General features: G+C 61.6%; 21 protein-coding genes. 9 read left to right on the top strand and 12 right to left on the bottom strand.

The features are described 5' to 3' along the window. Nucleotides 1–27: 27 nt before the first annotated feature. From BM364_RS13440 to BM364_RS13425, 4 genes are all read right to left on the bottom strand, one after another. Nucleotides 28–210: a hypothetical protein gene (locus tag BM364_RS13440; protein ID WP_092425475.1), complete on the bottom strand. Its 183-nt coding sequence runs from the start codon at nucleotides 208–210 to the stop codon at nucleotides 28–30. A 63-nt stretch (nucleotides 211–273) separates the two neighbouring features. Beyond that, nucleotides 274–888, bottom strand: a complete 615-nt coding sequence (locus BM364_RS13435; RefSeq protein ID WP_244542880.1) for a rhomboid family intramembrane serine protease — start codon at nucleotides 886–888, stop codon at nucleotides 274–276. Between the two features lie 243 nt (nucleotides 889–1,131). Then, the gene (locus tag BM364_RS13430) at nucleotides 1,132–1,329 is read right to left on the bottom strand and encodes a twin transmembrane helix small protein (RefSeq protein WP_092425471.1); all 198 of its coding nucleotides are present in this window, start codon (nucleotides 1,327–1,329) and stop codon (nucleotides 1,132–1,134) included. 21 nt (nucleotides 1,330–1,350) lie between these two features. Next, the gene (locus BM364_RS13425; RefSeq protein WP_092425469.1) at nucleotides 1,351–2,241 is read right to left on the bottom strand and encodes a LysR family transcriptional regulator; all 891 of its coding nucleotides are present in this window, start codon (nucleotides 2,239–2,241) and stop codon (nucleotides 1,351–1,353) included. A gap of 88 nt (nucleotides 2,242–2,329) precedes the next feature. On the opposite strand from BM364_RS13425, the gene BM364_RS13420 reads away from it, so the two are divergent. Then, a complete protein-coding gene (locus BM364_RS13420) occupies nucleotides 2,330–3,277 on the top strand; it encodes an NAD-dependent epimerase/dehydratase family protein (protein WP_092425468.1) in 948 nt (315 codons plus the stop codon). A 30-nt stretch (nucleotides 3,278–3,307) separates the two neighbouring features. Here the strand turns inward: BM364_RS13420 and gluQRS are convergent, their stop codons facing one another. After that, on the bottom strand, nucleotides 3,308–4,156 hold the full coding sequence (gene gluQRS / locus BM364_RS13415; protein ID WP_092425466.1) for a tRNA glutamyl-Q(34) synthetase GluQRS: 849 nt from the start codon (nucleotides 4,154–4,156) through the stop codon (nucleotides 3,308–3,310). On the opposite strand from gluQRS, the gene BM364_RS13410 reads away from it, so the two are divergent. The 5 genes from BM364_RS13410 (at nucleotide 4,155) to BM364_RS13390 (ending at nucleotide 6,616) form a co-directional block, all read left to right on the top strand. Continuing rightward, a complete protein-coding gene (locus BM364_RS13410) occupies nucleotides 4,155–4,832 on the top strand; it encodes a DNA-3-methyladenine glycosylase family protein (protein ID WP_092425465.1) in 678 nt (225 codons plus the stop codon). The two genes, gluQRS and BM364_RS13410, sit on opposite strands and share 2 nt — an antisense overlap. Beyond that, nucleotides 4,829–5,494 carry an alpha/beta hydrolase gene (locus BM364_RS13405; RefSeq protein ID WP_092425463.1) on the top strand — a complete coding sequence of 222 codons (666 nt, stop codon included), beginning with the start codon at nucleotides 4,829–4,831 and terminating at the stop codon, nucleotides 5,492–5,494. Before BM364_RS13410 ends, BM364_RS13405 begins: the two co-directional genes overlap by 4 nt. Nucleotides 5,495–5,583: 89 nt before the next feature. Further along, nucleotides 5,584–6,141, top strand: coding sequence for an HNH endonuclease (locus tag BM364_RS13400; RefSeq protein ID WP_092425462.1), 558 nt, complete (start codon nucleotides 5,584–5,586; stop codon nucleotides 6,139–6,141). A gap of 59 nt (nucleotides 6,142–6,200) precedes the next feature. Further along, nucleotides 6,201–6,458 (top strand): type II toxin-antitoxin system ParD family antitoxin, encoded by a 258-nt coding sequence (locus BM364_RS13395; RefSeq protein WP_092425460.1) that lies wholly within the window; start codon nucleotides 6,201–6,203, stop codon nucleotides 6,456–6,458. After that, nucleotides 6,458–6,616, top strand: a complete 159-nt coding sequence (locus BM364_RS13390; RefSeq protein WP_092425458.1) for a type II toxin-antitoxin system RelE/ParE family toxin — start codon at nucleotides 6,458–6,460, stop codon at nucleotides 6,614–6,616. Before BM364_RS13395 ends, BM364_RS13390 begins: the two co-directional genes overlap by 1 nt. A gap of 122 nt (nucleotides 6,617–6,738) precedes the next feature. On the opposite strand, the gene BM364_RS13385 is transcribed toward BM364_RS13390, so the two are convergent. Together BM364_RS13385 and BM364_RS13380 are read right to left on the bottom strand one after the other, a co-directional pair. Further along, nucleotides 6,739–7,242, bottom strand: coding sequence for a disulfide bond formation protein B (locus BM364_RS13385; RefSeq protein ID WP_092425456.1), 504 nt, complete (start codon nucleotides 7,240–7,242; stop codon nucleotides 6,739–6,741). A 78-nt stretch (nucleotides 7,243–7,320) separates the two neighbouring features. Further along, a complete protein-coding gene (locus BM364_RS13380; RefSeq protein WP_092425455.1) occupies nucleotides 7,321–8,148 on the bottom strand; it encodes a DUF72 domain-containing protein in 828 nt (275 codons plus the stop codon). 145 nt (nucleotides 8,149–8,293) lie between these two features. Between BM364_RS13380 and BM364_RS13375 the strand changes: the two genes are divergently transcribed. Both BM364_RS13375 and BM364_RS13370 read left to right on the top strand, forming a co-directional pair. Continuing rightward, nucleotides 8,294–9,094 (top strand): thermonuclease family protein, encoded by an 801-nt coding sequence (locus BM364_RS13375; protein WP_244542879.1) that lies wholly within the window; start codon nucleotides 8,294–8,296, stop codon nucleotides 9,092–9,094. Then, nucleotides 9,091–10,566, top strand: coding sequence for a M48 family metalloprotease (locus BM364_RS13370; RefSeq protein ID WP_175528609.1), 1,476 nt, complete (start codon nucleotides 9,091–9,093; stop codon nucleotides 10,564–10,566). The genes BM364_RS13375 and BM364_RS13370 overlap by 4 nt, the downstream gene beginning before the upstream one ends. Before the next feature lie 132 nt (nucleotides 10,567–10,698). Here the strand turns inward: BM364_RS13370 and mutT are convergent, their stop codons facing one another. The 5 genes from mutT to BM364_RS13345 form a co-directional block, all read right to left on the bottom strand. Then, on the bottom strand, nucleotides 10,699–11,106 hold the full coding sequence (mutT, locus tag BM364_RS13365) for an 8-oxo-dGTP diphosphatase MutT (protein WP_092425452.1): 408 nt from the start codon (nucleotides 11,104–11,106) through the stop codon (nucleotides 10,699–10,701). Next, a complete protein-coding gene (locus BM364_RS13360; protein ID WP_092425450.1) occupies nucleotides 11,103–11,852 on the bottom strand; it encodes a GNAT family N-acetyltransferase in 750 nt (249 codons plus the stop codon). The genes mutT and BM364_RS13360 overlap by 4 nt, the downstream gene beginning before the upstream one ends. A gap of 156 nt (nucleotides 11,853–12,008) precedes the next feature. Further along, on the bottom strand, nucleotides 12,009–13,244 hold the full coding sequence (argJ, locus tag BM364_RS13355) for a bifunctional glutamate N-acetyltransferase/amino-acid acetyltransferase ArgJ (RefSeq protein ID WP_092425449.1): 1,236 nt from the start codon (nucleotides 13,242–13,244) through the stop codon (nucleotides 12,009–12,011). A 106-nt stretch (nucleotides 13,245–13,350) separates the two neighbouring features. Further along, on the bottom strand, nucleotides 13,351–15,342 hold the full coding sequence (locus BM364_RS13350) for a BCCT family transporter (protein WP_092425447.1): 1,992 nt from the start codon (nucleotides 15,340–15,342) through the stop codon (nucleotides 13,351–13,353). Between the two features lie 257 nt (nucleotides 15,343–15,599). Then, entirely contained in the window at nucleotides 15,600–16,547 is a 948-nt protein-coding gene (locus tag BM364_RS13345; protein ID WP_092425446.1) for a peptidylprolyl isomerase, read from the bottom strand. A 400-nt stretch (nucleotides 16,548–16,947) separates the two neighbouring features. On the opposite strand from BM364_RS13345, the gene secA reads away from it, so the two are divergent. Further along, entirely contained in the window at nucleotides 16,948–19,653 is a 2,706-nt protein-coding gene (gene secA / locus BM364_RS13340; RefSeq protein ID WP_092425444.1) for a preprotein translocase subunit SecA, read from the top strand. Nucleotides 19,654–19,665: the final 12 nt, after the last annotated feature.

Genomic DNA, 19,665 nt, shown 5'->3' with positions numbered 1-19,665 from the left:
TCGCCCTCAATATTTTACCCAACCAAATTACGCCGTCTTGTCGACCTGCGCGCCCTGGCCGGCCGGCAGGGCCGCCTGCGCGGGCTGGAGCAGCATGTCGAGAAGCTGGGTCTGCATGTCGTGCTGCTTCTTGACGATCGCGACCTGGATCGAATGCTGCGTCTGGGCCGTGCGCGCCGTCATCAGGCTCGAGGCGAGATCGGTATTCATGGGCAAGGTCCTGACGCAATACAGTAGACGCAGGCACCTTAGCCAACGCACGTAAAGAAAGTCTCAGCGTCCCCCGAAGAGCGCAACGCCCTGGCGGCGCATGAGCGGAGCAAGGATGATGCCGGCTAGGAAGCCGCCGATATGGGCCCACCAGGCCACGGGCTCGTCCGATCCTATGACGCCATAAAAGAGCTGCGTCGCCACCCAGAACCCCAGCATCCAGAAGGCCGGAACGGGCAGGGGAATGAGCCAGACGATGCGGGCCAGAACGAAAACCCGCGCATGGGGATAAAGGAGGATATAGGCGCCCATGACGCCGGCGACCGCACCCGACGCGCCGATCAGCGGGCCATTGCCGGACCAGTTGAACAGGAGATGGGCAAGGGCCGCGAGGACCGCGCAGGCGAGGTAAAAAACGAGAAAGCGCACATGGCCCAATGCGTCCTCGATATTGTCGCCAAACACCCAAAGAAACAGCATATTGGTCAGAAGATGCAGCCAGTCGGCATGGAGAAACGCGTAGGTGACCAGAGTTGCCCAATCGGGCAGCCAGGGGAGTGGGGCGGGATAAACATCCCGCACGACGATCGGGATCATGCCAAAGGCGGCGGCCGTGTCATTGAAGGCGGACGGCGGCTGCAGTGACTGGAACAGGAACACCAGAATGGTGAGCCCCATGAGCCCATAGGTGATGTAGGGAAAGTCGACGTGACGATGCGGATTGACGTCGTGGAGGGGCAGGAACAGCGTTTGTCTCCTCGGACCGGACCGGGGTCATCATAGATGAAGCCGGCACGTGGGGTAGGCCCTTCCGCCGTCATTGCCGGGCTTGTTCCAGCGATCCATCTTTGCGATGCATGCACCACCGGGACAAGCCCGGTGGTGACGATAAGGTTTGCCGTCTGGCCAGATGGTGTTTTTCTAGCCGCGACCGCCGAACAGAAAAAGCGCGCCGAGCAGAAGCAGGATGGCGAGCGCCTGGCCCATGACGCGTAGACGCATCAGACGCTGGCTGGTATTGGACGAGCCGCCCTTGGTCATGTTCCAAAGGCCCATGCCCAGAACGATGATCACAAACAGAAGCGCCAGCGCGATGCCGATATTGAGAAGGGTCTGCATAGGTTCTGGCTCCGTGGCGGTTCAGTTCTCAATATAGGCGCAAAGGCCCCTCGCCAAGGCGTCATAGACGGCTCGAATGCGATGGGAAGTATATAGTTCCCGGTGTGTCGTCAGCCAGACCGGCAAGGGCGGAATGGCGAGGTCTATGGGCAGCAGCACCATGCCGGGCGTCTTGCACACCAGCTTGTCCTGAGCAAAGCCGATGCCGAGGCCGGCGCGCATGAGTTCCCAGAGGTGCGGTTGGTCATCGGAACGCAGCGCGAAATTGTCCCGCGTCAGGGGAAAGCCGAGCTTTCGCGCATGGGTAATGATCGCGTCGGACCGATCAAAGCCGAGAAGATCGTGATGCCAGAGATCCTCCGCTGTCTGCGGTCGGCCGCGCCGGGCAAGATAGCTTTCATGGGCCGCAGGGTGGAGCGCGAGGTCCCCCAGATGCCGGGTCACGAGTTCGAGCTGGTTGGGGCGAAACATGCGAATGGCGATGTCCGCTTCGCGCATGAGGATGTTTTCGGCTGAATCGGAGGGCACGATTTCAAGCGCGATGCGCGGATGGAGCGCGCGGATGGCAGCGAGAATTTCGGGCAGAACATAGTTCGAGATCATGGCGCTTGCCGTGATCCGCACGGTGCCACCGGTTTCGTCCTGCGCGCCTTCGGCCATCATGGTGGCTTCCGCCAGCGCAGCCTGCGCCTTTGCTATGGGGCCATAGAGTTTGAGCGCAGTGTCGTTCGGCTTGAGGCCGGTCAGGCTGCGTTCGAATAGGGAGAGCCCGAGCTGGTCCTCGAGCTGCTCGACATGACGGCCGATCGTGGGCTGACTTGATTTGAGTGCGCGCGCGGCGCCAGACAGGGAACCATGCTCGATCACGGCGGCAAAGCTGCGCCACAAGGACCAGTCCGGCTCTCTATTCATGATTGAATATCCGATCTCGCAAATTGGCAGATCGCCATAAGAAGACGTAGCAGGCAATTCTATCTCCCGCAAGTTTTGGAGACAGTTGATGAGCAAGGGTAACGTCACGGTTTTGGGGAGCAACGGGCATATTGGACATGCCGCCATGATCGCCTTTCGCGACGCGGGATGGACGGTAACTGGCTTGGCGCGGACAAATCGAAAGCCGGTAGACGGCACGCGGTTCATTGCCGGCGATGCCGACGATGTGGCGGTGGTTCGCGGCGCGATCGCCGATGCAGATGTGGTTCTCAATGCCTTGCACCTGCGCTATGACCAATGGGGCAATGGGCGCTCGGAACGGCAGTTGCAGGTGGTGATTGACGCCTTGGGCACGAGCGGCAAGACGCTGCTCTTTCCCGGAACGATCTACAATTATCGGGCCGGAGACCGGCGCATCACCCCGGACCTGCGGCAAAGTGCCGAGGCGCCCCGCGGTGAAATTCGGATGCGGCTCGAAGGCATGCTGAAAGAGGCCTCTGCAGCCGGAAAATTCCAGACCATCATTTTGCGCGCGGGTGATTTCTTCGGGCCCGGCAACCATGGCGAATGGTTCGGCGATGCCATGCTGATGGATCTGAGCAAGGGACGGATCTACCATATGGGCCCGCTGGAGCTGGGCCATAGCTGGGCCTATCTGCCCGATCTGGCGCGTGCCTTTGCCGTTTTGGCGGAACGGCGGCAGACCCTCGCCGGGTTCGAGAATTTCCACTTTGCCGGCCACTGGGTGACCAATAGGCAGGTCATGGCGGCTATCGAGACGGCACTCGACCACCAGGTCAAGGTTGCGCCACTAGCCTGGTGGGGGCTGCGGGCGGTGGGACTGTTCAACCCGGTGATGCGCGATATCTATCGCATGCGCTATCTCTGGCACAACGAGATGGAACTGGTCGATCCGCGACTTCGGGCGATCCTGGGGGACGGTTTCGAAACGCCGTTCGAAGCGGCCGTGGCGGCAACGGTCGGGGCGCTTGTCGGGGGGAAAAAGGCGGCTTAGCGGCCCGTTCGCGAAAAGTCGGGCTGGGCTCTAGAACCCAACTGCGCGCCTGACATCGCCGGCTGTCCAACCCTCGCTGCGCAGGTCGGCGAGGGTCTGGCTGCTGCGTGATTTCGCCAGTTTCTGCCCATCGTCGCCGAGAAGAAGGCGGTGGAAATGGTAGATCGGCGTCGAAAATCCCAAAAGCATCTGCAGGAGCACGTGAATGTCGGTTGCTGCCTCCATGTCGCGGCCGCGCGTGACATGGGTGATCGCCTGGGCCGCATCGTCGACGACGACGCTGAGATGATAGCTGGTGCCCATATCCTTGCGCTGGAGCACCACATCGCCCCAGCGCTGCGGACGGGCATAGCGGATCTGCGGGCGATCGGCGAGCGTAGGGCCGATGACCGTATAGGTCAGCATGCCGGTCTCTTCGATCGCCCGCTCTGTGTCGAGCCGGAACTGAACCGGATCGCCGCGCTCAAAGCGGATGATGCGTTCGGCATTGGTTAGATGCTTGCAGGTGCCCGGATAGATCGGAGCGCCATCGGGATCCTTATCCTCGGCCCGGGCGGCGATTTCGGAGCGCGAGCAAAAACAGGGATAGATGAGATCGCGCCGGCGCAGGCGATCGGCCGCTTCGGCATAAAGGGCAAACCGTTCGGACTGGACCAGCACCGGTTCGGGCCAAGAGAGGCCGAGCCAATGGAGATCCTCGACAATGGCCTCGGTAAATTCGGGTTTACACCGGTTGATGTCGATGTCTTCGATGCGCAAATGCGCCGTGCCACCGAAATGATCGGCGGCCGCCCAGGTCACGAGCGCTGAAAGCGCGTGGCCCAGATGCAGGCGTCCATTGGGGCTCGGGGCAAAACGAAGTTGCGGTTTATCTGACATGGTTCTTGCCACTACCATCTTTGCGCCCGGCGCGTCACCGCGGATCGACACGGCCGAGGGGGTCGCAGCCCATCTCGACAATCTCATGGCCATGGTGCCGCAATTGCTGCCCATGCGCGAGCGGGTCGGGGCGGTCTTGCCGCGCGTCAATCCCAAGGGCTTTGCCGGCATGGCCAAGGTGATCTGCGGCCAGCAGCTGTCCGTGCAGAGCGCCGCAGCGATCTGGGGGCGGTTCGAACAGTTGCCGGGAGCTCTCGAGCCGCAAAGTTATCTCCTGCTTTCCGAGGAAACGGTCCGCGGCGCCGGGTTCTCGCGCGGCAAGTTTCTGGCCGTGCGCACTGTTGCCGAGACAGTTGTAGCGGGAGGCCTCAACTTTGCCGAGGTCGATGCCTTGCCGGCCGAAGACGCGATCAGGGCCCTGGTGGCGCTCAAGGGAATAGGGCCCTGGACGGCCGAGGTCTATCTGCTTTTCTGCGCCGCGCATCCCGATATTTTCCCGGCCGGGGATCTCGCCCTTCTCAAGGCGGCCCATCACGGGCTTGGCCTTGACGCACGCCCGACGATCAAGGAGATGATCGGGCTTGCGCAAGGCTGGTCGCCGCATCGCTCGGCGGCAGCGCTGTTGTTCTGGCGCTATTTTGCGCTCCTGCGCGACAAGGAAGGAATTCTGCTGTGACCAAGCTTTCCGGGCCGATGATGGCTCCCGCCAATGGCGAAGCGCCCGATAGCGCGGTGATCCTGCTCCATGGCTATGGCAGCGACGGCAATGACCTGATCGCCCTCGCCCCCCATTGGCAGCACCTCTTGCCCGGCGCGCTGTTTCTGTCCCCCAATGCCCCCGAGCCGGCGACGATGACAGGAGCGGGCCATCAATGGTTTGCCATCGACTGGTCCGGGGATCGTCTGGCCAGTCGGCAGACCGGCATCATCAAGGCGCGGCCGGTGGTCATCGAACTGCTCGAAGACCTCTGGGCGCAAACCGGGATAACGCCCGAGCGCACGATCCTTGGGGGCTTCAGCCAGGGCGCGATGATGGCGCTCCATGTCGGGCTTTCGCTTCCTGCGGACAAGAAGTTGATGGGTGTGATCGGGGTGGCCGGCGCTTTCCTGCCGTCCAAAGGCTTTGGCGGCACAGAGTTGGCCAAGCCCCCGGTCTGTCTCGTTCATGGCGATCGCGACGACGTCGTCCATCCCGAACACAGCGCGGAAGCCGCCGGCGTCCTCACCGATGCGGGCTATGATGTCAGCTATCATGTCAGTCCCGGAACCGGGCACGGCATTTCGCCGGACGGGCTGGAGTTCATTTCCGGTTTCCTCGGGCGTGTCACAGTAAAATAAGTCTTTCATCCCCGCTTCACAGGCCTGACACAAAGGGCTTAGTATAGTGGGGCTATGGACTTCACCGCTTCCCGTTTCGGGAGACTCACGTGACCATACATGTGTCGCCTGAGGCTTGTCCCGCCCTTGTGCTGAACGCCGATTTTCGGCCTCTCAGCTATTATCCGCTCTCGCTATGGTCCTGGCAGGACGCGATCAAGGCGGTGTTTCTCGAACGCGTCAACATCGTGTCGCTCTATGACACGGTGATCCACTCTCCAAGTTTCGAGATGCGCCTACCGAGCGTCGTTTCGCTCAAGGATTATGTGAAGCCGGCGCGCCATCCCGCCTTTACGCGCTTCAACGTGTTCCTGCGCGATCGCTTCCAGTGCCAATATTGCGGCTCGCGTGACGATCTGACCTTCGACCACGTCATTCCCCGCTCGAAGGGCGGGCTGACGACCTGGGAGAATGTCGTGGCCGCCTGCGCCCCTTGCAATCTGCGAAAAGCCAACCGGTTGCCGAGCGAGATCAAGATGTTCCCCCATCAAGCCCCGTTCGCCCCGACGGTGCATGATCTCCATAACAATGGCCGAGCCTTCCCGCCCAATCACCTGCATAAGAGCTGGCTCGACTATCTTTATTGGGACATCGAGCTCGAGCCGTGATCCTTGCCGAACGGTGATCCAATAACTATTATTGGGCCAGTTCAGCGGGAGAATGATTTATGCCGATCAGTGCGGATCTGGGTGCGAACCTTGAAAAGGTAGTGACCGATCTTGTCGAGACCGGGCGCTATAATTCCAAGAGCGAAGTCCTGCGCGAGGGCGTGCGTCTGGTGCAGGAGCGCGAGGCAAGGCTACGGGACTTGGAATCAAGCCTGATCGCGGCTGAAGCGGAGGCGGACCGAGACGGCTGGCTCGACGCTGATAAAGTCTTCGATGAGCTAAAATCTCGATACTCGCAAGATCGCAAAACTGCCTGATGCGCGTCGTCTTTTCTCCCAGGGCACTGCGAGATCTGAGAGACATAGGCGACTTTATCGCACTCGATAATCTACGGCGTGCCGAGACATTTATTTTCGAGCTCGAGGCTGCCTGTAGGTCGCTTTCCACCGATAGCGTTCGTTACGCTCTCCTCTAAAAGCCATAAGGCTACCGTCGCATGCCGGCTGGCCGCTAACTCGTATACTATCGGGTCACCTCAACCGAAGTCCGTATCGTTCGCGTTGTACACAGCGCCCGCGAACCGCGTGACGCCGATATCTAGCCTTTCCGCCTTGCCTGGAACACTATCGCCCCAATCAGCAGCGCCACCATGATCAGCGAAATCAGCGCATTGTAGCCTGCCAGCGATATGCCCAGAAAGCGGAACTGGACGACGTCGCAGCCGATCACAGGGGTCATGGCGTTGAGCTGGTCGAAGCTGAAGCTGTCGCCCACGCCCGAGCAGGCAGTCGGGCCGGGCCAAAAACCCCATTCGACGCCTGCGTGGTAGGATCCCATATAGGTGCCCCAGACGAAAATGCCGGTGACGATGAACATGCCCGCATACCAGAGCGGCAGCGGCAGGCGGTTCCAGAGCACAAGGATCAGCGCCAGCAGCGGCAGACCCCAATAGTAAGCCAAGCGCTGTTCAAGGCAGAGCTCGCAGGGATAAAGTCCGCCTATATATTGGCTTGCCAGGGCGGCAAGGATGGTTGCGAGGCCCAGAAGAAAAGCCAATCCGGCGGCGAGTTTATCGAGGGGACGAAAGGCGGCAAGGGCCATAGAAAGTCTCGGGTGACGCTTCGGAGAAAGGGATTAGTGCCGGTTTGTGGCGAAAGCCAGCGGCGCACGGTGTCGTGATCAGGTGTAAGGCGTGATGTCGAGCCTTGCCGCCAAATCCAAGGCGTTGGCGGGCGCGTGAAGTTTGTCTTCGTGAACGAAGTAGGCGTAAGTGTCCACGCCGCTTTTTCGCCAGCCATCCAGAGTTTGGGCGAGATTGTCGAGGTCTGCCGCTGCATATCCCTGAGCGTCGCTTCGTGCCGGCCCCTGCAGGCGGCAATAGGCGAAATCGGCCGTGAGATCCCAACGCGGATGGTCCGGGGTGTCAGCGATGACGCGAGCGACATTATGCTTGCGCAGGAGAGTGTCGACTTCTGCCGTGTCGAAACTGGCGTGACGCGTTTCGATGGCGTGCCGGAAGTTCGTATTGCCATTCGGCTCAAGATAAAGTTCGCTGTCGTCGCCGCCAGACCTTTGCGCGAGGCCCAGATAGGCATCGAGATCGTGCGGCAAAAGTTCGAGGAACGCCGAAAAGATTTCGGCGTCAAAGGCAAGATTGGGCGGCAATTGCCAGACAAAGGGCCCGAGCCGATTACCGAGTGCCAAAGGGCCCGAGGAAAGGAAACTCCCAAGCGCGTCGGTACAGTTCTTGAGCCGCTTGATATGGGTCACCAGCTGCGGACCCTTGACCGAGAACTGGAACCCTTGCGGTGTTTGCGCGGCCCATTTGCTGAAGCTTTCCGGCTTCTGACGACCACGGAAAGTGGCGTTGATTTCGATGCTGGTCAGGTGCCGGCTTGCATAGTGAAGCTCTTGCTTCTGCACGAGCCCGGGCGGAAAGAAGGTCCCCCGCCAGGGAGCAAAGACCCAGCCTGCCGTGCCGGTGCGGATCGTTCCGGTTTCGCTCATCCTGGCTCTCCTTTTGCTCATGTTTTGACGGAGGCTCGAGCGCTTGGCAATCTCTCGCGCTTGTGAGGGTGGGGCACATCGTTCAGGTAATGCTTTTTTGCCTTATTCCCCCTTATGGTGAATCAAGGGTTGCAGGGGCAGATTCGTGCGCGGGACCAAGCTATTATCGACAGCCGCCTTTGCGCTTCTGGCAAGCGCCGCTTCTGCATGCGAGGCGCTCACCATGTCCCACGGGGGTCTCGTGGTCGAGGTGACCGATGGCGACACGGTCGTGCTCGAGGACGGCCGCAAGATACGCATGATCGGTACACAGGCGCCCAAGCTGCCGCTTGGCCGGGAGGATTTCGAAACCTGGCCGCTGGCGCCTGAATCGCAGCGTGCGCTTGCCGATCTGGTATTGAACAAGCCGATCCGGCTCGGTTTTGGCGGCGAAAGGATCGACCGGCACGAGCGCGTTCTCGCCCATGTTTTCGTCGAAGCCGAAGGCGGCGAGATCTGGGCGCAGTTGTTCATGGTCGCGAGCGGACTGGCGCGGGTTTATTCCTTTCCGGACAACCGCAATTGCCTGTCGCCCTTGCTGGCCGCAGAGGCCCAGGCGCGCGTGGAACGGCTTGGCATTTGGGCCAATCCCTATTACAGCGTGCGGGCGGCGGACAGACCGGACGAATTGTTGCTTCGCGCGGGCCACTACGAATTGGTGGAAGGCAGGGTGTTGCTTGCCGACCGCGGGAGTTCTCGCGTTTTCCTCAATTTCGGCCGGTTCTGGAAAGAAGACTTCACCGCAGTTATCGAGGCTCCGGCGTTGCGCCTTTTCGAAGGCGACGGAGTTGACCCGCTGGCGCTCGAAGGGGCGCTGGTGCGGATCCGTGGATGGGTGGACGACCGGGATGGTCCGCGCATCGAGATCACCCATCCCGAGCAGATCGAGGTTTTGGCGACGCGATGACGGCGCTTGTGTCAAAGTCCATGCGCCTTGGAGCGCTTACCCTGTCGATCCTGTTCCTGTCGGCGTGCTCGTCGCTGACCGGCTCGTCGGTTGCCGTCAGCCGCACCGGCGATATGCCGGCGCCCATGGTGGTGCCCGAGGGAACCGAGCCCGATGACGTGGTGATCGGGCGCCGCGAACATCCGCGTATCATCGCTGCCTATGGTGGGGTTTATTCCGATCGCAAGGCCGAGATCATGGTGGCGCGCATCGTCGGGCGGCTGCTTGCGGCTGCCGACCAGCCCAATGCGCAGTTCCAGGTCACCATTCTCGACACTTCCGAGGTCAATGCCTTCGCCCTGCCCGGCGGCTATATCTACGTCACGCGCGGGATCCTCGCGCTCGCATCGGACACGAGCGAGCTTGCAGCGGTGCTGGCGCATGAAATCGCTCACGTGACGCTGCGCCATGCGCGCGCGCGCACGGACAAGACGCGTACGACGCAGATCGTTGATCGCGTCATCACCGGCATTTTTGGTGGCGACACCTCGACCGATGCCACCGCCAACCGCACGCGCCAATCGCTGGCTGCATTCGGCCAGGCACAGGAGCTGGAAGCGGACCGCGAGGGGATCAAGTTTGCCGGCAAGGCCGGTTTCGACCCGCAGGCTGCCGCTCGATTCCTCGGCGTCATGAGCCGGTTCGCGGCCTTTTCGGCAGGTGACCGGGCAGGGGATGATGGCTTCCTTTCGTCCCATCCGTCGACCCCGGCTCGCATTCAGACGGCCGTCGATACGGCGCGGCAGCTTTTTGGCTCATCGGGCGTGGGCGAAACTGACCGAGACGGCTATCTTGCCGCCATTTCTGGCATTGCCTTCGGCGACAGCCCTTCGCAAGGCTCGGTGGTCGGCAATAGATTCATCCATGCGGCCTCCCGGTTCACCTTCGAGGTGCCGCAGGGGTATTCGCTGCAGGTGGCGCAAAGCGCCGTGGTGGGCGTGGCTGGCGACGGCGAGGCCGTGCGCTTCGATAGCGCCGATGTGCAGCCAAACATGGCATTGACCGATTATCTCAAGTCCGGATGGATCGCCGGGCTCAAGTCCGAGACGGTCAAGTCCCATAGCTATAATGGCATCGACATGGCTTCGGGCCTGGCGCAGACAGACCAGTGGTTCTTCCGCGTGGCGGTGATGCGGCTCGACGGGGCGGTCTACCGCTTCATTTTCGCCGCCAAATCGGACAGCACGCGCTTTGCGCAGGGCGCCGAAAGCACGATCCAGAGCTTCAGGCGGACAGAGGCAGCCGATCTCAATCAGATCCGCAACATGTCGGTGCGGGTGATCACGGCCAAGCCCGGCGATACTGTGGAAACGCTTGCGCGGCAGATGGCCAATATTCCGGGCGGGCGTGAACTGTTCTTTATTCTCAACTCGCTTTATCCGGGCGATCCTGTGACTGCGGGCGCCAAGTACAAGATCGTGGCGCGGAACTGAGATCGACCGTTCCGCTGATGCGGGCCTGTAAACGGCAGCTCTTTCCGCTTCCGGTGCTTACGTGCCGGAACGCACGCTGCGCTCCGGTTCCTCCGCCTGAGCAGACTCCTGATCGATCTCCAGCGCCGATCCTTAAAGCAGATCGCACAATGCGGCGATCAATGGCTCGTCGGCGGGGGGCATGGGGTAGTCGCGCAGGGCCTGCGGACGCACCCATTTGAGCGCCTTGTGCTCGTTTGTTTGGGGCGTGCCTTGCCAGCGGCGGCAGACATAGAGCGGCATCAAGAGGTGCATGTGCTCGTAGCTATGGCTCGCAAACGACAAGGGCGCCAAACACGCCTCCTTGGTTTCCACGGCCAGTTCCTCGCGCAGTTCGCGTATCAAGGCAGCTTCGGGTGTTTCGCCCGGTTCGACCTTGCCGCCCGGAAACTCCCACATGCCTGCCATATGCTTGCCCTCGGGGCGCTGGGCGATGAGCACGCGTCGGTCGGCATCGACAAGGGCGCAGGCAACGACGAGCAGGATGGGCTTTTCGCTCATTTGGGCGCTCCCGGAATGCGGTAGTGATAGTCGTATTGGTGCGTGAACCCGAGCCCACGGTAGAGGGCTAGGGCCGCTTCGTTATCGCCCTGAACGTTAAGGGCCGCGGTTTTTGCTCCCCTTTCGTGTGCCCACGAAAGGCCGGTGCGCATCATGGCTCTGGCCAAGCCCTGACGGCGGCGGGCCGGATCGGTGACGACATTGCCGATGACGACGATCTCACTGGCGATCGCCATCAGCCCGGAGGCGACGGGCTCGCCGTTTCGGTAAACGACGATGCCGGTGGCGGGAACCGCCATGACCGAGAGCAGCGCCTTCATGCCTGCCATGGTGGCCTCGCCGTGTCCTTGCAGCTTTTGCTGAGCGGCGAGGAAGGTTGGATCCAGAAGCGGGAAGAGCTTGCCCTCGCTATCCGGTTCATGCGTGCCGAGCGGCATGGCAAGAAGATGGGATTGGTCAATCACGTCCCAGCCCGCCTCGTCGAGCGCGTCGCTGAGGGCTGGGGCGGAGAGCGGGGTGATGCGGAAGACGGGCTTTTGTCCGCGGGCGACGAGCCAGGAGCTGGCGCCGATAATGCGATCTTCGACATCGGCGTCGTCATCAGGGTCGAAGCATTGGGCTGAGTTGGCGCGCTTGGTGTAGCCGCCGGCCGCGCGGCGCACCCAATTGCCGTCCCATTTCACCTCGATTCCGGGCCAGGCTTGAAGGCCGGCACGTTCAAAGGCTTCAGCGGAAGGGAAGGACATGATGGATCCGTTTTGATGGAAGCCCCACCAGCCCGGTCCCCTATCCCCTAAGGGGCGAGGGGACCGGGCTGGTGGTCTTGAACAGATTGGGTCCCTAACGCGATGCTTCCCCTCGGCCCTCTGGGGAGAGGGTTAGGGTGAGGGACGGCAATCATCTCAACTGCGATAATCGCCATTTATGGTGATATAGCCATGGGTGAGGTCGCAGGTATAGACGGTAGCCTCGCCCTCGCCGAGCCCGAGCGAAGCGGTGATTTCGAGTTCCTCGCCCTTCATATAGGCCGAAGTTGCCGCTTCATCATAGACAGCGGCGCGCTCGCCCTTCTCGGCCACAAGAAGGTCGCCGAAGCGGATGGCAAGGCGGTCGCGATCGGCCGGTTCGCCCGCCTTGCCGACGGCCATGACGACGCGGCCCCAATTGGCATCTTCCCCGGCAATGGCGGTTTTGACGAGAGGCGAGTCGGCGATGGCCTTGGCGATGCGGAAGGCGGATGCATCGTCGGTGGCGCCTTCCACATTGACGGCAACCTGCTTGGTGGCGCCTTCGCCATCGCGCACGGTGAGAATGGCGAGTTCGAAGAGCACGTCGAAGAGGGCCTGCCCGAAGATCTCGGCGCGAGGATCATCAAGGCTTTCAAGAGGCTCAACATTGGCCTTGCCGGTTGCGAAGGCCAATAGTGTGTCGGAGGTCGAGGTGTCGCTGTCGACCGTGATCGAATTGAAGCTTTTCTGCACATGCTTTGAAAGCAGCGCCTGAAGCACGTCGGCACTGACGGGCATGTCGGTTATCACAAAGGAGAGCATGGTTGCCATGTCGGGCGCGATCATGCCCGAGCCCTTGGCGATGCCGTTGATCTTGACCTCGACGCCATCGATCTCCAGCACGGCGCCGGAAAGCTTTGGGAAGGTGTCGGTGGTCATGATTGCCTTTGCAGGCTCGATCCATGGCGTCGGCGTGAGGCGGGTCGCCGCTTCGTCAAGCACGCCTTCGAATTTGCTGGCTGGCAAGGGCTCGCCGATGACACCGGTGGACGCGAGAAAGATCTCTGCCGTAGTGCAGTCGAGCGCCTTTGCCGCGTAGTCGGCGGTCAGCTGGACGCTTTCCTTGCCCTTGGCGCCCGTGAAGGCGTTGGCATTGCCAGAGTTGACGACGAGACCACGCGCCCGCCCGCCCGGCAGGTTGGCGCGGCACCAGTCAACCGCGGCGGAAGAGCATTTTGACCGGGTGAGGACGCCTGCGGCGGTGGTTCCCTCGTCAAAGGCCATCAGGAGAACATCGGTACGGTTCTTGTACTTGATGCCCGCTTCTGCCGTTGCAAAGCGCACGCCCTCGATGGCGGGCAGGTCCGGAAAGGATTTGGGGGCAAGCGGGGAAACCGGATGGGCGGCCATGGCGGAGAAGCTCCAACGCAAACGAGATGGTTAGGGTTTGCCCGAAAGGCTGGGGGGACGCAAGGCAGGGGCCCGATGATCCCACCGCCTTGCGCGGGTTTATCGCTCAGCTGCCTGCCGGGTGCTCGGGCGCGCCATGCACCAGTTGCACATCGGGCGAATTGACGAGTGCAAGGTAGCGCTCGAACTGAACCAGCACATCGGCGATCAGCTGATCGGGCAAGAGGCCCATGATGTCGTATCCACGGCCGCCGCTCGAAAAATAGGTGCGCGCCTCATAGCGGAACTCGCGCTTGGTATCGAGCGGGGAGAAACTGGCCAGAGGCAGTTCCACCAGGCTGATCCCATAGACGAAGTCGCGGACGCCTTCGGCGGGCGAGCGCAGGAGCATGGAGCCGTCCGGTTCCTGCTCGACCGTGGCGGGGCGGCCGCGCTTGGTCAGCTCCTCGGCGACCTGATCGAGAGCGGGCCTGGCCTTCTTGCCCATGAATTCGAGCACTTCGCGCTTGGTCGGGGCTTTGAGCATAAGCGCCAGGCGTCGCTGCCAGGTGAGGCCCGCGCCGGGCTGGGCGGGAATGGCCCCTGGTTGAACCTCATGGGCATATTGCTGGGCAAGATCTGCCTTCATCCCAATAATCAGTGACAGCACCAGAGCCAGCATGACAAAGGTGAACGGCAGGGCGGTGGCGATGGTGGCCGACTGCAGCGCGCCCAGGCCGCCCGCCAGAAGCAGACTGCCCGCCACGACCCCCTCCATGACGCACCAGAACACACGCTGCGCGGTGGTGGTCTCGGTCTCGCCCCCTGCGGCGATGGAGTCGATCACGAGCGATCCTGAATCGGAGGAGGTGATGAAAAAGATCGCGACCAGCAGAATGGCGAGGGTCGAGGTGATGCCGGTGAACGGCAGATAGGTGAAGAAGTCGAACAGGCCCGTCGAGACATCATTGGCGATGGCCTGGCCAAGTTCCCCTGCGGCTATCCCCGTGTCGATGAAAATCGCGGTATTGCCGAATACTGTCATCCAGAAAAAGGTGAAGCCAGCCGGGATGAAGAGCACGGCGCAGACGAATTCGCGTACGGTCCGGCCACGGGAGATCCGGGCAATGAACATGCCGACAAAGGGCGACCAGGAAATCCACCAGGCCCAGTAAAACAGCGTCCAGGCATCGATCCATGGCGTAGGATTATAGGCGTAGATATTGAAGGTGCGCAGAACCAGCTGGTCGAAATAAAGGCCGAGATTTTGCACGAAGTCGCGGAACAGCTCGGCGGTGGGGCCGACGAAGAGCACGAACATCATCAGCAGAATGGCAACGACGAGGTTGGTTTCAGAAAGGATCCGCACGCCCTTATCGAGGCCGGTCACGACCGAAATGGTGGCTAGACCCGTAACCACGGCGATCAGCGGCAGCTGAACGATAGGGCCAACCGGAAATCCAAGAAGATAGGAGAGTCCGGCGTTGATCTGGGTCACGCCGGTGCCGAGCGAGGTGGCAATGCCGAACATGGTGCCGACAATGGCGAAGATGTCCACCGCGTGCCCGATGGGCCCATTGATACGCTCCTTGAGCAGCGGATAAAGGCCGGAGCGGATGGTGAGCGGCAGATTATAGCGGTAGCCGAAATAGGCCAGCGACAGACCCACCACGGCATAAACGGCCCACGCATGGATGCCCCAGTGGAAGAAGGTGACGCTCATGGCTTCGCGCATCGCCGGGATGCTGCGCGGCTCGGCGGTGGGCGGCACCATGAAGTGGGTCATGGGTTCGCCCACCGCATAGAACATCAGCCCGATCCCCATGCCGGCGGCAAAGAGCATGGCGATCCAGGAAACGAATTTGAAGTCCGGCGTCGAGTCGTCAGGGCCAAGCTTGAGCCTGCCGAAACGGCCGAGGCAAAGAAGCAGGACGGTGACAAGGAAAATGCCAACGGCCAGCAGGTAGAGCCAGCCGAAGCTCGTTAGAATGCTCGATTGCAAGCTCCCGAAAATCTCATCGGCCTGACTGGGAAAGACCACCCCTACGGTGGCGAATAGGCCGATGATGATGACGGAGCCGAAGAAAACCGGCTTGTTGATGACGAAGGGCTTGACCATGACGCTGACCTGTTGACGCTTTGTGAAGCGGATCGCGCCGCCCCTTGAGGTCCTAAAGCCTCAGCAGGGGAGGCAGGTTCCGTCTTGAGGCGAGGGGCACGGTCAGATCGGTTAACCTGTGTTAGTCGGCATTGGACAGGCACGGTTCGTCTGGGCGGGCAGAAACAGAGGCAGCGTAGCGGTGGCGCACGCTTGCCGACACGAAAAAGCCACCCGGCGGAACCGGATGGCTGAATGTCTTCTGAAGTCCGGGAAGATTACTGCTGCGCGGCGCCGCTTTCGGCAGCCTCGCGCGCTGCAGCCTGGGCGGCGTCCTGCGCATCGAGCGTCGCCTTGAGGTCAGGATCTTCCACTTCGATGGTGACGTTGGACATCAGCTCTTCGACCCGGTCGTTGAAGGCACGCATCAGAACCTGCTGCTGAACCTGCGGCGCAACCTGCTCGAAGGCAGGCGGCTGGCTCATGCGCTTTTCCTCGAGCTTGATGATATGCCAGCCGAACTGGGACTGGACCGGCTCGGAGACGTCGCCGGGATTGGCAAGGGCGAAGGCAGCGGTTTCAAACTCGGGCACCATCATGCCCTGGCCGAAAAAGCCGAGATCACCACCATTCGCGCCTGAACCGGGGTCGATGGACTTTTCACCCGCGATGGCAGCGAAATCGCCGCCAGCGGTCAGTTCCGCCTCGATGGCGTCGGCTTCTTCCTTGGTCTCGACCAGAATATGGCTGGCGCGAATTTCCTCGGTCGGCTGGAACTGGCCTGCAAACGCGTCATATTCGGCGCGGACCGCTTCCTCGGTCACCTGGGCGGCGATCTCGTCGGCGAAATAGGCGCGGCGCAGGGCGCGTTCCTCAAGGTAGTTGCGGCGCTGGGCGAAAAGCTCGGTCTGGTCCATGCCGGCCTCGCGCGCCGCACCGGCCATCACCTTCATGTCGATCAGGACGCGCAAAAGAAAGGCGCGGCGTTCTTCGGCCGGCATCTGCGCCAGATCCTGGGCCAGGTCCTCGGCGGCAAAGCTGAGATCGGCCTCGGTGATCGGTTCGCCGCTGACGGTTGCGACAACCGTATCGGGAGCCGTCTCCGCGGTGGTGGTCGTCGCCTCGGGCGCAGCGGCCTCCTGGGCAAAAGCACCGGCCGCCGGGGCGGCAACAAGCAGGGCGGCAAGGCAAAGGCTGCGCAGCAGGGGCGAGGAAAGGGTCTTCATGAGCGTCCTGGATCTCCTTGGCCGGCCGGAAACGACCGGATTGTCTATCGGGCGTGGGGTCGCCCGCTGTCGGTGGGACGTTGCCTCACACAACAAGGGGGCCAAATTGTGCCAGTTTCCGGCACTCCGCAATGGGTGAAGGGGAGGCGCCCGGCGCCCGGCCGGCAAGGTGTCGCCCATTTCGCCCACATTGACAAGACATGACCCCACTCTTACATCTCAGCCGCTTTTCAAAGCGTGGAGCCGGGCATGATCCCGCCTGTTCTCCACCGATCAATCCACACGGGGAGCCAACAGGCCTTCCCAACAGTTGTGACGAGGCGAGACGGGGCCGTGGGCGCCCGCAAGGCAAGCCGCCCGCCCCCTTCGCCGCGAAGTCGAAATTGAAGGAAGATAACGAATGGCTCTTGCTGCGCTCGCCCGGAAAATTTTCGGGTCGCCGTCTGACCGACAGGTCAAGCGCTATCAGGGCAAGGTGGCAGCGATTAACGCGCTCGAGCCCGAACTGGCCAAGCTGACCGACGACGAACTCAGGGCCCGTACGGCCGAGTTCAAGGCGCAGATCGAAAAGGGTGCAACGGTGGACGACATTCTCGTCCCTGCCTTTGCCACCGTGCGCGAGGCCAGCAAGCGCGTACTCGGCATGCGCCACTTCGACGTGCAGCTGATCGGGGGCATGGTGCTCAACGATCGCGCCATTGCCGAAATGCGCACCGGTGAAGGCAAGACGCTGGTGGCAACACTGGCCGTCTATCTCAATGCCCTGACCGGCAATGGCGTTCACGTGGTCACGGTCAACGACTATCTGGCGCGGCGCGATGCGAGCTGGATGGGCCAGATCTACAACTTCCTCGGGCTTTCGACCGGCATCATTGTTCATGGCTTGTCAGACCAGGAGCGCCGCGCAAGCTATGCTGCTGACATCACTTACGGCACCAACAACGAATTCGGCTTCGACTATCTGCGCGATAACATGAAGTATGCGCGCACCCAGATGGTCCAGCGTGGCCATGCCTATGCGATCGTCGACGAAGTGGACTCGATCCTTGTCGATGAAGCGCGCACGCCGCTGATCATTTCGGGCCCGTCCGAGGATCGGTCCGAACTCTACATCAAGATCAACGCCCTTATGCCCATCATCGGAGAAGGCGATTTCGAGCTCGATGAAAAGCATCGCGCCGCGACCTTTACCGACCAGGGCGTCGAAAAGCTTGAAGCGGCGCTTGCCGAAGCGGGGCTGCTCAAGAGTGCCTCCATGTATGACGTGGAAAACGTCGCACTGGTGCACCACGCCAATTCGGCCCTCCGGGCGCATAAGCTCTTCCGCCGCGACAAGGACTATATCGTGCGCGACACCCCGCAAGGCGGGGAAGTTGTGATCATCGACGAATTCTCGGGCCGCATGATGCCGGGCCGCCGGTATTCGGAAGGCCTGCACCAGGCCCTTGAAGCCAAAGAAAACGTCAAGATCCAGTCTGAGAACCAGACGCTGGCCTCGATCACCTTCCAGAACTATTTCCGCCTTTACAAGAAGCTGGCGGGCATGACCGGTACGGCGGCGACCGAAGCGGAAGAATTCGCCGACATCTATAACCTGGGCGTGGTCACCATCCCCACCAACCTGCCGATCCAGCGTATCGACGAGGACGACGCGATCTATCGCACGGCGGCGGAAAAGTTCGATGCCATTGCCGAGCTGATCAAGGAATGCCAGGAGCGGGGCCAGCCAGTGCTCGTGGGCACGACCTCGATCGAAAAATCGGAAATGCTGGCCGATATCCTGCGCACCAAGAACGTTGGGCAGATGAACGTGCTCAATGCGCGTCACCACGAGCAGGAAGCCTTTATCGTAGCCGATGCGGGCTTGCCGGGCGCGATCACCATCGCCACCAACATGGCTGGCCGCGGCACCGACATTCAGCTCGGTGGCAACCTTGAAATGCGCATTGAGCGCGAAGCCAAGGACCTTGAAGGCGAGGCGCGCGAGGCCAAGATTGCCGAGATCAAGGCCAAGATCGCCGACGAAAAGCAAAAGGCGCTCGCGGCCGGTGGCCTGATGGTGATCGGCACCGAGCGGCATGAATCGCGCCGCATCGACAACCAGCTGCGTGGCCGTTCCGGTCGCCAGGGCGACCCTGGGCACTCGAAATTCTTCCTGTCCCTGCAGGACGACCTGATGCGCATCTTCCCGGTGGAATCCATGGATTCCATGCTGGGCAAGCTCGGCCTCGAGCAGGGCGAAAGCATCACCCACCCCTGGGTCACAAAAGCGATCGAACGCGCCCAGGGCAAGGTCGAGGCGCGCAACTTCGACATCCGCAAGAACATCCTTAAGTATGACGACGTGATGAACGATCAGCGCAAGGTGATTTTCGAGCAGCGTCTCGAATTCATGGATGCCGAGGATGTCAGCGAGACCATCACCGAGATGCGTCACGATGTGGTCGACAACATCGTCTCCAAGGCCATTCCGCCGCGCGCCTATCCCGAACAGTGGAACAGCGAACAGCTGGAAACTGCTGCCAAGACCTATCTCAATGTCACTGTGCCGGTGAGCGCCTGGGCCCAGGAGGAGGGCATTGACGCGGAAACGGTTGAAACCCGCATTCGCGAGGCAGCGGACGCTGTCGTCTCAGATAAGGCCGCGAAATACGGCCCCGAGGTCATGCGCCAAGTCGAAAAGTCGATCCTGCTGCAGTCGATTGACGGGCTCTGGCGCGAGCATCTGGTCATGCTCGACCATCTCTCCAAGGTCGTCGGCTGGCGCGGCATCGCCCAGCGCGATCCGCTCAACGAATACAAGCAGGAAGCCTATGAGCTCTTCCAAAGCCTGCTGGCCAATCTGCGCGAACTCGTTACGACCCAGATGAGCCATATCGAAATCCAGATGCGCCAGCCCGAGCCGCCTCCGGCAATCGACACCGCGGCGCTCGAAACCACCCATATCGATCCGCAGACCGGCGAAAACGATGCGGTGGGCGATGATTCCGACCTTGGCGCGCTGCCCCCGCTCGATCCCAAGCTGCTCGTGGGTCTGTCGCGCAATGCGCCATGCCCCTGCGGGTCGGGCAAGAAGGTCAAGCACTGCCACGGGGCTTTTATTTGATTTTAAGTTTCT

Origin of the sequence: Devosia crocina, from assembly GCF_900116545.1 — a bacterium.
In the GTDB taxonomy this organism is placed as follows: domain Bacteria; phylum Pseudomonadota; class Alphaproteobacteria; order Rhizobiales; family Devosiaceae; genus Devosia; species Devosia crocina.
This window is presented reverse-complemented; position numbering and strand designations above follow the sequence as displayed.